The following is a 12025-nucleotide window of genomic DNA, read 5'->3' on the forward strand; positions in this document are numbered from 1 at the left end:
GTGGCCCGCGTCATCGTTGACCTCCATCGCGAGCAAGCTCGCTCCTACAGATGACCACCTCCCTGTAGGAGCGGGCTTGCCCGCGATGAGCCGGAGAGCGCCGCAGAGTGTCAGGTGTCAGTGGTATGTTTTTCGTTTGATTGGATATAAACCAACTAACAACTGAAATATTTTTTATATAAGGCGGGTAACTTCCGTAGGACTTTTCTGGTTTAACGAGCAAAGTCTGAACATTCGCTTAATAACGTTCAGAAAGACGATTCTCCAACCGCTTTTTGATGTTTCTTTCACAAAAAAACGCCTAACCTCAGTCTTACCGATAACCCTTGGACAGGCGCATGGCCTGCCCTCCGGGCGGATTGTTCGTAGCACTTTATTTATTTCGGCACTTTAGCCGAAGGAATTCTTACGCCCTGAGGTTTTCCATGGATGAAGTTTTTCTGCCCTTCTCCCGACCCAGTATCGGTGATGAGGAAATAGCCGCCGTAGAACAAGTCCTGCGTTCCGGCTGGATTACTACCGGGCCGAAGAACCAGCAACTTGAAGAACACTTCGCCCACTATGTCGGGTGTCGGCACGCCGTAGCGTTGTCCTCGGCCACCGGTGCCATGCACGTCACATTACTGGCCCTGGGCATCGGCCCCGGTGATGAAGTCATCACGCCGTCCCAGACCTGGGTCTCCACCGCCAACATGATCTGCCTGTTGGGCGCCACGCCAGTGTTTGTCGATGTTGATCGTGACACGCTGATGAGCAACGTCGAGCACATCGAAGCGGCCATCACGCCACGTACCCGGGCAATCATCCCGGTGCATTACGCTGGCGCCGCGTTCGATCTCGATCCGCTCTACGCCTTGGCCGACAAACACGGCATTTGCGTTATCGAAGACGCGGCCCACGCCGCCGGCACCCGTTACAAGAATCGGCCTGTCGGCGCACAGGGCACCGCGATTTTCTCGTTCCACGCGATCAAGAACATGACCTGCGCCGAAGGCGCGATGTTCGTCACCGACGACGAAGCCCTGGCCAACCGCGTGCGCATGCTCAAGTTTCATGGTCTGGGCGTCGACGCCTACGACCGCATGACCCACGGCCGCAAGCCACAGGCCCAGGTCATTGAGCCTGGGTTCAAGTACAACCTGGCCGACATCAACGCCGCCATCGCCCTGGTGCAACTGGAGCGCCTGGAAGAGATCAACCTCAAGCGCGCAGCGCTGGCAAAAACCTATCTGCAGCGACTGGAAGGTTCCCCAGTGCAGCCGCTGACCGTGCCGGCGTATGCGCAGCAGCATGCCTGGCACCTGTTCATCCTGCGTATCGACGCCGAACGCTGTGGGCTGGACCGCGAAGCCTTCATGAAAGCCCTGCAGGCGCGGAACATCGGCACCGGCATCCACTTTATCGCCACCCACCTGCACACCTACTACCGCCAGCGATTCCCCAACGTCTCCCTGCCCAACACCGAGTGGAACTCCGCGCGGCTGTGCTCGATCCCGTTGTTCCCCGACATGACCACCCGCGATATCGATCGCGTGGTCAGTGCCATTGAACAAACACTGGATGCCCACCTGTGAAACCGTACCCGATCCGATGCGTGTCGATTGTCATCCCGGTCTACAACGAACAGGACAGCCTGCCTGAGCTGCTCAGACGTACCGAAGCGGCGTGCCGGCAACTGCATCATGACTATGAAATCGTCATGGTCGACGACGGCAGTCGCGACCAATCGGCCCAAATCCTCGAGGAAGCTGCCAGCCGCGAGTGCAGCCCGGTGGTGGCGGTGATCCTCAACCGCAACTACGGCCAGCACGCGGCAATCATGGCCGGTTTCGAGCAATGCAAGGGCGATGTCGTCATTACCCTCGACGCCGACCTGCAAAACCCGCCGGAGGAAATCCCGCGCCTCGTCGCCCAGGCCGAGCTCGGTTATGACGTCGTGGCCACGGTTCGCAGCAACCGCCAGGACTCGGCCCTGAGGCGCTGGCCGTCGAAACTGATCAACCTCGCCGTGCAACGCTCTACCGGCGTGGCGATGACCGACTACGGCTGCATGCTGCGGGCCTACCGTCGCTCGATCGTCGAGGCCATGCTCGCTTGCCGTGAGCGCAGCACCTTCATCCCGATCCTCGCCAACAGCTTCGCCCGTCACACCACGGAAATACTGGTGACCCATGCCGAACGCGAGCACGGCGAATCCAAGTACAGCCCGATGCGGCTGGTCAACCTGATGTTCGACCTGATCACGTGCATGACCACCACGCCGCTGCGCCTGCTGAGCATTGTGGGCTTCGCCATGGCGGGACTCGGCCTGGCGTTTGCCGCTGCGCTGATTGTCCTGCGCCTGGTGTTCGGCGCCGGTTGGGCGGGCGACGGCACGTTCGTGCTGTTTGCCGTGCTGTTCGTATTCACCGGTGGCCAGTTCATCGGCATGGGCCTTTTGGGCGAATACCTGGGGCGCATGTACAGCGATGTGCGCGCCCGCCCGCGTTTCTTCATCGAAAAAGTTCTGCGCAGCCAACCCGCCGCCCCTGTGGCGGGGGTCACCGTCGACGGCCTCCCTTCCCTTTCTCCCGATCAGGTTCATCCATGAGCGCAAAAGCTGTTGTCTTCGCCTATCACGATATCGGCTGTGCCGGCATCGAAGCCCTGCTCGATACCGGTTACGAGATTGCTGCCGTGTTCACCCACGCCGACGATCCCGGGGAAAACACCTTCTATGCCTCGGTGGCACAACTGTGCGCGCGCAAGGGTATTTCGGTGCACGCGCCGGAAGACGTCAACCATCCCCTGTGGATCGAGCGCATCAACCAACTCGCCCCGGATTACCTTTTCTCGTTCTACTACCGCAACCTGCTGGGCGAACCCCTCCTGGCCACGGCGGGTAAAGGCGCCTTCAACCTGCACGGTTCGCTGCTGCCACGTTATCGCGGTCGCGCCCCGGCCAACTGGGTGCTGGTCAACGGCGAAAGTGAAACCGGCGTGACCCTGCACCGCATGGTCAAACGGGCCGATGCCGGCGCGATCGTTGCCCAGCAACGCGTGGCCATTGAGCGCAGCGACACCGCATTGAGCCTGCACGCCAAGCTGCGGGTGGCGGCGGCAGACCTGCTGCGCGACACCCTGCCAGCGTTGTTGGCAGGAAGGGTTAGCGAAACCCCTCAGGATGAAACACAAGCCACCGTGTACGGTCGTCGTTCCCCGGCTGACGGCCAGTTGTTCTGGAAAAACCGGCCCAAGAACTGTTCAACCTGGTGCGAGCAGTAACGCAACCGTATCCGGGGGCGTTCTGCGCCGTGGGCGAACACAAGCTGATTGTCTGGAGCGCGGACGTCACCAAAGGCAACGCCGGCCAGGCGCCGGGCCGGGTCATCAGCGTCGACCCGCTGCGCATCGCCTGTGGCGAGGACTCCCTGGTGATCCATGCCGGCCAGCGCAACGACAACGGCCTGTACCTGAGTGGGCCGCAACTGGCCGGCGAACTCGGGCTGGTGGAGGGCTCGGTGTTGCGCGGTGCCGAAAGCGGCCGTGCACCGCGACGCACGCGGGTGCTGATCCTCGGCGTCAACGGCTTCATCGGCAATCATTTGTCCGAACGTTTGTTGCGCGATGACCGCTATGAGATCTACGGCCTGGACATCGGCTGCGACGCCATCGAACGGCTGCGCAGCCACCCCAATTTCCATTTCGTGGAAGGCGACATCAGCATTCACTCCGAATGGATCGAGTACCACATCAAGAAGTGCGACGTGGTCCTGCCGCTGGTGGCCATCGCCACGCCTATCGAATACACGCGCAATCCGCTGCGGGTATTCGAGCTGGACTTCGAAGAAAACCTCAAGCTGGTGCGCTACTGCGTCAAGTACAACAAGCGGGTGATCTTCCCATCTACGTCGGAAGTCTATGGCATGTGCCAGGACGACAAATTCGACGAAGACACCTCCAACCTGGTGGTCGGGCCCATCAACAAGCAACGTTGGATCTACTCCACGTCCAAGCAATTGCTTGACCGGGTGATCTGGGCCTACGGCCAGAAAGGCCTGAATTTCACCCTGTTCCGCCCGTTCAACTGGATGGGCCCGCGCCTGGACCGCCTCGACTCGGCGCGCATCGGCAGCTCGCGGGCAATCACCCAATTGATCCTCAACCTGGTGGAAGGCACGCCGATTCGCCTGTTCGACGGCGGCGAGCAGAAGCGCTGCTTCACCGACATCGCTGACGGCGTGGAAGCTCTGGCACGGATCGTCGACAACCAGAACGACATCTGCAATGGCCAGGTCATCAACATCGGCAATCCGGACAACGAAGCCAGCATTCGCCAGTTGGGCGAGGAGTTGCTACGGCAATTCGAAGCTCACCCCCTGCGCCATAACTTCCCACCGTTTGCCGGCTTTCGCGAGGTCGAAAGCAAGGCCTTCTACGGCAACGGCTACCAGGACGTCTCCCACCGCAAGCCCAGCATTGATAACGCCAAGCGCCTGCTGGACTGGGCACCGTCGGTGCAGATGAGCGAAACGATCGGCAATACGCTGGATTTCTTCCTGCGTGAAGCCATGCTCGAAATCGCGGACAAGCGTTGATGCAGGCGGGTCTTCGCATCGACGTCGACACCTACCGTGGCACCCGCGAGGGCGTGCCGCGCCTGTTGGAAATGCTCGATGAGGCACAGGTCAAGGCGACGTTCTTTTTCAGTGTGGGTCCGGACAACATGGGGCGGCACTTGTGGCGCCTGATACGTCCGCAGTTTCTCTGGAAAATGCTGCGTTCCAACGCCGCCGGGCTGTATGGATGGGACATCCTGCTGGCCGGCACTGCGTGGCCGGGCAAGCCGATTGGCCGTGACCTGGGGCACCTGATGCGTCGGGCGCGGGACGCAGGTCATGAAGTGGGCCTGCATGCCTGGGATCACCACGGTTGGCAGGCCAATGCCGGGCGTTGGAGCAACGTGCAACTGATCGAGCAGATTCGCCAGGGCGTGGACAGCCTGAGCGACATTCTCGGGGAACGTATTACCTGTTCGGCCGCCGCCGGTTGGCGTGCGGACGAGCGTGTGATCGAGGCGAAGCAAGCCTTTGGCTTTCGCTACAACAGCGACTGTCGGGGGCATCGGCTGTTTCAACCCAAACTGCCCAACGGCAGCCTTGGCACGCCGCAGATTCCGGTCGACTTGCCAACCTTCGATGAAGTGGTGGGGTCAACCGTCGCCGTCGAGGGTTTCAATGCGTTCATCCTCGACCGCTTTACGGCGGACAACCTCAACGTCTACACGATTCACGCCGAAGTAGAAGGCATTGTGATGGCTGACGACTTTCGGCAACTGCTGGCCGCCGCGCGCCAACGACACATCCAATTCTGTCCCTTGGGCGACTTGCTGCCCGCCAACCCGGGCACCTTACCGGTTGGCCGTGTGTCGCGCGGTGTACTGGCAGGGCGAGAAGGCTGGCTGGGAGTGCAAGGCGCATGAGCACACGCTGGACACTCCCGTTGTTGCTGGTTGTTTGCTTGCTGGCTTACTTGCTGCCGCTGGCCAGCCACGGCCTTTGGATTCCCGACGAAACCCGTTACGCCCAGATCAGCCAAGGCATGTTGCTGAGCGGTGATTGGGTGTCGCCTCATTTCATGGGCCTGCGCTACTTCGAAAAGCCGATTGCCGGCTACTGGATGATCGCCCTGAGTCAGGCGATTTTCGGCCATAACCTGTTTGGCGTGCGTTTCGTGTCGGCCCTGACTTGCACCCTCAGCGTGCTGCTGTGCTACCTGATCGCACATCGTCTATGGCGCGAACCACGCAAGAGTTTCGCCTGTGCGTTGCTGTACATGAGTTTCACGGTGGTTGGGGGCCAAGCCGGCTATGCCAATCTCGATCCCCAGTTCACATTCTGGGTCAACCTGAGCCTGGTCGCGTTGTGGTTCGCGTTGGACAGTATGGGTCGTGTCCAGCGCCTGATCGGTTGGATCGTTGTGGGGCTGGCGTGTGGCATGGGCTTCATGACCAAGGGGTTCCTCGCCTGGCTGCTGCCGGTGCTGATCATCCTGCCGTGGATGCTCTGGCAAAAGCGCTGGCGCGAACTGCTGATCTACGGCCCATTGGCGATAGCCGTGGCCATCATCGTGAGCCTGCCGTGGGCCTTGGCGGTGCACGCCCAGGAGCCCGATTACTGGCGGTTCTTCTTCTGGCATGAACACATTCGCCGTTTCGCCGGTGACGATGCGCAGCATGATGCGCCGTGGTGGTATTACCTGCCGTTGCTGATTGCGTTCAGCCTGCCGTGGATCGGCATGCTGCCACCGGCCTTGCGCCAGGCCTGGCAAACCCGCCAGCAGGCGCCTGTCGCGTTCCTGCTGCTGTGGCTATTGATGCCGCTGCTGTTTTTCAGCCTGAGCAAGGGCAAATTGCCAACGTACATCTTCCCGTGCCTGCTGCCGCTGGCACTGTTGCTGGGCCACTCCCTGGCCGACCGCTTGCGCCTGGAACAAGGGCGGGCGCTGGGCATCAATGGGCTGTTCAACCTGCTGCTGGGCGTCATCACCCTGCTCGCCCTGGTTTACGTGCAACTGAAAAAACCGGTGTACGACCACGAACTGCACAGCCTGGTGCTGGTGTTCATCGGGCTGATCGGCTGGATCATGGCCAACTTGCTGCAAGCCTTTCGGCCTCTGCAATGCTGGGCGGCACCGGCCATTGGCAGTTTGCTGTTGATCGGTTTGCTGCCGGCTGCGCTGCCTGAGTCGGTGGTGGCGAACAAGACGCCTGACCAGTTCGTCCTCGAACATGTCGATGAGCTTGGCCAGTCCACCTCCCTGTTGAGTAATGACCTGGGCGCTGCATCAGCGCTGGCCTGGCGCCTGAAACGCCCGGACGTCGCACTCTACAACACGATAGGCGAACTGAAATATGGCCTCGCCTATCCTGACGGCGCACACCAGCGCGTCGACCCCGACCGCGTGCAACAGTGGCTGCACGACGCCCGCCAGCGTGGTTCCGTGGGCGTGTTGATGCGGGTCAAGGGAGAGGATGAACTGGGTGAAATCGAACGCCTGCCCAAGGATGGCAAACGTTATGAGCGAGGCAACCTGGTGATTCTGGTCTTTCCTCGGGAGGCATCATGAGTCTGCTGCTGGTAGCCTGCCTGCTGACCTGCCTGGGCCAGGTGGCCCAGAAATGCGCCGTGGAAAGCTGGCGCGGAGCGTCAAAGGGGCTGGCTTTCAAGCTGCGCACGCCGTGGATCTGGCTGGCACTCAGCGCAATGGGCGCGGGGTTGATTCTGTGGTTGCTGGTGTTGCAGCGGCTTGAAGTCAGTATTGCCTACCCGATGCTGAGCCTGAATTTTGTCCTGATCACTCTGATCGCCCGTTTTGTCTTCGATGAACGCATCGACCGCCGGCACTGGCTAGGCGTGGCGCTGGTGATAGCCGGTGTGACGCTTCTGGGATTGCACGCATGAAGCCGCGCCATGGTCTGTTTTTCGCCCTCGCCAGCGTACTGCTGGTGAGCGTCGCGCAACTGGGCATGCGCTGGAGCATGACGCGTCTGCCGTCTCCCGAAGGCTGGATGACCGCCGCCATTGCACCGAATGCGGTGGCCGTAGTGCTGGCCGCCATTTTTGCCTACGCCCTGTCGATGCTCTGTTGGCTCGCCGCTTTGCGAGACCTTCCGTTGGGCCGCGCCTATTCGCTGTTGAGCATCAGCTACGCCCTGGTGTACCTGCTGGCGGCCACGCTGCCGGTATTCAACGAAGGGTTCAGCCTTACAAAAAGCCTCGGGGTGATGCTGGTCATCCTCGGCGTCATCACCATCAATTCTCGACCCGCTCACGCGCCAGAAACTCAGGAGTGATCCATGAAAATCAGTGTATTTGGTAGCGGTTACGTTGGCCTGGTGCAAGCCGCAGTGCTGGCAGAAGTCGGCCACGACGTGGTGTGCATGGACATCGACGAGAAAAAAGTCGACCTGTTGCAACAGGGCCATGTGAGTATTTTCGAGCCCGGGCTGGCCAGCCTGGTGCGCGAAAGCCTGGAGGCCAGGCGGCTGCAGTTCACCACCGATGAGAAGCTCGCGGTGCAGCACGGCCAGGTGTTGTTCATCGCGGTGGGCACGCCCTCTCGGGACGATGGCTCGGCGGACCTCCAATACGTGCTGTCGGTGGGTGAAGCCGTGGCACGACATCGGGAACAACCCGTGATTCTGGTAGAGAAATCCACCGTACCCGTGGGCACCGGCGACACCCTGAGAGAGCATATCGACAAATGCCTGCTCAAGGTCGGACGCTTGCTTCAGTTCGAGATCGTCTCCAACCCGGAATTCTTGAAGGAGGGTTCCGCGGTCGCCGATTGCCGGCGTCCGGACCGTATCGTCATCGGCTGCGAAAGCGATGAGGTACGTGATGTGATGCGCGACCTGTATGCGCCGTTCAACCGCAACCATGACCGGATCATGTTCATGGACCTGCGCAGTGCTGAACTCACCAAGTACGCGGCCAATTGCATGCTGGCGACCAAGATCAGCTTCATCAACCAGATCGCCGAACTGGCCGAACACCTGGGTGCGGACATCGAATCGGTACGCCTGGGCATCGGCGCCGACTCGCGTATTGGCTACCACTTCATCTACCCGGGCTGCGGTTACGGCGGCTCGTGTTTCCCCAAGGACATGCGCGCGCTGATCCATAGCGCCGAAGAGGCCCACTGCTCCAGCGACCTGCTGCAAGCGGTGGAAGCCATCAACCAGCGGCAGAAACACAAGCTGTTCGATCGCATCAACGCCTTCTTCAAGGGCGACCTTCGCGGCAAGACCTTCGCCGTGTGGGGCCTGGCGTTCAAACCCAACACCGATGACATGCGCGACGCGCCGAGCCGGGTGCTGCTGGAGTCCCTGTGGACGGCCGGTGCCAATGTACGAGCGTTCGACCCGGAAGCCATGCAGGAAACCCAACAACTGTATCCCGACGAGAACAAGTTGATGCTGATGGGCACGCCCGAATCGGTGTTGTCAGGCGCCGATGCGTTGATCATCTGCACCGAATGGCAGCAGTTCAAGGCCCCGGATTTCAACTTGATCCGCCAGCGCCTCAAAGCCCCGGTGATCTTCGACGGCCGTAACCTGTACGACGCCGAACGCCTGGCTCGCAATGGATTTACTTACTTCCCGATGGGCCGTGGCGAGTCGCGCAATTTGCCCATACCGTATCAGCAGTGGCCGGTGGCGCAGGGAGTGGCCTAAGCCGTAGCCTTCAAATCAACACCCAAGGCCTGAGCAAAAGCTTTCACCAGAGGACTGCGCACGGTGTTGTGGCGCAGGATCAGATCGAACGGTGTCGCGATGTGGACCAGGTCCGGGCGCACCGCCCGAAGCTGCCCCTGCGCGACCATCGCCGCCGCATAGTGTTGCGGCAGAAAACCAATAAAACGCCCAGTCTTGACCAGTAATGCCACCGCCTCTACTTGAGTGGCAGACGCGGAAAAACTGTCATAACGCGCGAAGTTCAGTTTGTCGCGATGGATTGCATAACGGTGGTTCACACATTCGTAATCTTTAAGCATGTGACTGGCAATGTCGGCGTCCGGTAAATCGAATAGCGGATGGCCGACGGCGCAATAAACGTAGGAACGTTCTTCATACAGTTTGTAATAATCGAACTCTTCGCGTTTCTGGTAGACCGGCACGATGCCGGCCACCAGACGCCCTTCCACCACACCGCGTTCCACCTCATCCAGTTGCGAGGCCTGTATCTGAAACCTGACCTTCGGCGATGTTTCATTAAGTTGCCTCAGGGCGGCAACTAAGGGTGAATTATCATCTGTGATCGTATTATCAATAACGCCTACGCCAAGGTCACCGATAAGTTCGTTTTGCGCCGAACTAAGCCGGTCTCTAAAGTTGTCGAAAGAGGCAAATAAATCTATGGAAGCCTGATAGACCAGACGACCTTCTTCAGTGAGATGAAAACCTTCACGCCCGCGCGTACACAATCGCATGCCGATGCGAATTTCCAGGTCGGAAATCTGCTTGCTGATGGCGGCCAACCCCACATTCAGCTCGTTTTGCGCAGCACTGAAACCACCAGCCTCAACCACGGCCTTGAACACTTTCAGCAGTTTGAAATCCAGCCCGCTGAGGGCCAATGGCGCGCGGTAAGGCGTTTTTGGCGGCGGGTTTCCGGAATTGGAAAGTGGGGTTTCCATAATGCTCATTTACCTCAGACGCCATATTCAACAACCTGTGTCCAACAACAAAAACATAGCTGGCCTAATAATAATGAACACAGAAAATCTGGCTTTGCAACCGCCAAAAATTTCAGAACATCAGTGCCAGATCACTGGGTTCGAACTATTAAAAGCTGACGTTTCGATCAGCCTTCGCCCCTTTCGTAACTTCGTTTCCCCCCTGCCCTTGAACACCGTTTTGGTCTGACCACGCCCACTCGATTTGTATCGATTTCGGCAACGGTTCCAGGCCTGGCATACCGATTTCAGCTCGCTTTACCGACGAGGAAAACAACAATGTCCCAAACCACCGAACGTCTCTGGGGTGCACGCTTCAAAAGCGGCCCGTCCGAAGCCCTGGCGGCCTTGTCCCGGTGCCCTGAACGTTACTTCCGTCTCACCCCCTACGACCTCGCCGGTTCCAAGGCCCACGCCCGTGAACTGCAACGCGCCGGGCTGCTGAGTGAGTCGGAAACCCAAGCCATGCTCGAAGCGCTGGAGCGCATTGGTGACGACTTCCGCGCCGGCAGCATCGCCCCGACCCTGGACGACGAAGACGTCCACACCTTCATCGAGCGCCTATTGACCGAACGCCTCGGCCCGCTGGGCGGCAAGCTGCGCGCCGGCCGTTCGCGCAACGACCAGACGGCCAATGACTTGCGCCTGTTCCTGCGTGACCACGTGCGCACCTTGACCGTTGAAGTACTGGCCTTGCAGCAGGCCCTGGTCGAGCAGGCCGAACAACACATCGAAAGCATCTGCCCGGGTTTCACTCACCTGCAACAGGCCCAGCCCATCGTATTCGCCCACCACTTGTTGGCCCACGCTCAGTCAATGTTACGTGACGTGCAACGGCTGGTGGACTGGGACAACCGCACTTCGCTGTCGCCACTGGGCGCAGCGGCCATGGCAGGTTCGGCCATTGCGCGCATGCCCCAACAGTCGGCCAAGGAAATGGGTTACAGCGGCGTTTGCGAAAACTCCATCGATGCCGTGGCCAGTCGCGATCACGTCGCTGAGTTCCTGTTCATCGCCAGCATGCTGGGCATCAATATTTCCCGCCTTGCCGAAGAGTTTTGCCTGTGGTCTTCGCGGCAGTTCCGCTGGGTGGTACTGGACGATGCCTACGCCACCGGCAGTTCGATCATGCCGCAGAAGAAAAACCCGGACATCGCCGAACTGGCTCGGGGCAAAGCCGGCCGCCTGATCGGCAACCTCACCGGCCTGCTCTCCACGCTCAAGTCCCTGCCGCTGTCGTACAACCGCGACCTGAGCGAAGACAAACACGGCGTACTCGACAGCGTCGATACCCTGCTGCTGGTACTGCCGGCCATGGCGGGAATGGTCGCGACCATGACCGTCAACGTCGAGGAGCTGCGGCGTCAGGCGCCACTGGGGTTCACCCTGGCCACCGAGGTCGCCGACTGGCTGGCGGTGCGCGGCGTACCGTTCAAGGAAGCCCACGAAATCACCGGCGCGCTGGTCAAAGCCTGTGAGAAACACGACATCGAACTGTGGGAAGCCTCTCCGGCCCTGCTGGCTGAAGTCGATCAACGTCTCACCCCGCAAGTGCGCGACAGCCTGACCCTCGAAGCAGCCATTGCTGCCCGTAGCGGTTGGGGCGGGACCGCACCGCAACAGGTACGCGAGCAGATCGGTCGCCTGAAAACCGCTCTCGCCTCTCAGCAGGCGTGGACCGAGAACTACCAGGGCTTTCGCATTTAAATCACTACGCCGTACCTGTGGGAGCGGGCTTGCTCGCGAAAGCGGTGGGTCAATCCATGATGATGTCGGATCAACCGCCGTCATCGCGGGCGAGCCCGCT

General features: G+C 60.3%; 9 protein-coding genes and 1 pseudogene. 9 read left to right on the top strand and 1 reads right to left on the bottom strand.

Annotated elements, in window-relative coordinates:
* The first annotated feature begins 425 nt into the window (after window positions 1-425).
* The 8 genes and pseudogenes from arnB (at window position 426) to AB4N33_RS07715 (ending at window position 9217) form a co-directional block, all read left to right on the top strand.
* Complete coding sequence (gene arnB, locus AB4N33_RS07680; RefSeq protein WP_476456898.1) at window positions 426-1574, top strand: UDP-4-amino-4-deoxy-L-arabinose aminotransferase; 1149 nt, start codon at window positions 426-428, stop codon at window positions 1572-1574.
* On the top strand, window positions 1571-2590 hold the full coding sequence (gene arnC, locus AB4N33_RS07685) for an undecaprenyl-phosphate 4-deoxy-4-formamido-L-arabinose transferase (protein WP_476456899.1): 1020 nt from the start codon (window positions 1571-1573) through the stop codon (window positions 2588-2590). Before arnB ends, arnC begins: the two co-directional genes overlap by 4 nt.
* Window positions 2587-4577, top strand: a pseudogene (arnA, locus tag AB4N33_RS07690) (bifunctional UDP-4-amino-4-deoxy-L-arabinose formyltransferase/UDP-glucuronic acid oxidase ArnA). The gene arnC and the pseudogene arnA overlap by 4 nt, the downstream one beginning before the upstream one ends.
* Window positions 4577-5461 carry a 4-deoxy-4-formamido-L-arabinose-phosphoundecaprenol deformylase gene (gene arnD / locus AB4N33_RS07695; protein WP_460125238.1) on the top strand — a complete coding sequence of 295 codons (885 nt, stop codon included), beginning with the start codon at window positions 4577-4579 and terminating at the stop codon, window positions 5459-5461. The pseudogene arnA and the gene arnD overlap by 1 nt, the downstream one beginning before the upstream one ends.
* A complete protein-coding gene (gene arnT, locus AB4N33_RS07700) occupies window positions 5458-7107 on the top strand; it encodes a lipid IV(A) 4-amino-4-deoxy-L-arabinosyltransferase (RefSeq protein WP_476456900.1) in 1650 nt (549 codons plus the stop codon). The genes arnD and arnT overlap by 4 nt, the downstream gene beginning before the upstream one ends.
* The gene (gene arnE / locus AB4N33_RS07705) at window positions 7104-7442 is read left to right on the top strand and encodes a 4-amino-4-deoxy-L-arabinose-phosphoundecaprenol flippase subunit ArnE (RefSeq protein WP_476456901.1); all 339 of its coding nucleotides are present in this window, start codon (window positions 7104-7106) and stop codon (window positions 7440-7442) included. Before arnT ends, arnE begins: the two co-directional genes overlap by 4 nt.
* Complete coding sequence (gene arnF / locus AB4N33_RS07710; protein ID WP_460125246.1) at window positions 7439-7834, top strand: 4-amino-4-deoxy-L-arabinose-phosphoundecaprenol flippase subunit ArnF; 396 nt, start codon at window positions 7439-7441, stop codon at window positions 7832-7834. The genes arnE and arnF overlap by 4 nt, the downstream gene beginning before the upstream one ends.
* Window positions 7835-7837: 3 nt before the next feature.
* Complete coding sequence (locus AB4N33_RS07715) at window positions 7838-9217, top strand: UDP-glucose dehydrogenase family protein (protein WP_460141838.1); 1380 nt, start codon at window positions 7838-7840, stop codon at window positions 9215-9217.
* Here AB4N33_RS07715 and AB4N33_RS07720 read toward each other — a convergent pair.
* Window positions 9214-10179: a LysR family transcriptional regulator gene (locus AB4N33_RS07720; RefSeq protein ID WP_476458792.1), complete on the bottom strand. Its 966-nt coding sequence runs from the start codon at window positions 10177-10179 to the stop codon at window positions 9214-9216. The genes AB4N33_RS07715 and AB4N33_RS07720 overlap by 4 nt on opposite strands.
* Before the next feature lie 318 nt (window positions 10180-10497).
* On the opposite strand from AB4N33_RS07720, the gene argH reads away from it, so the two are divergent.
* Window positions 10498-11925, top strand: coding sequence for an argininosuccinate lyase (gene argH / locus AB4N33_RS07725; protein WP_476456902.1), 1428 nt, complete (start codon window positions 10498-10500; stop codon window positions 11923-11925).
* The last annotated feature ends 100 nt before the right edge of the window (window positions 11926-12025 follow it).

The sequence above is a fragment of the Pseudomonas sp. S1_E05 genome, assembly GCF_056337105.1.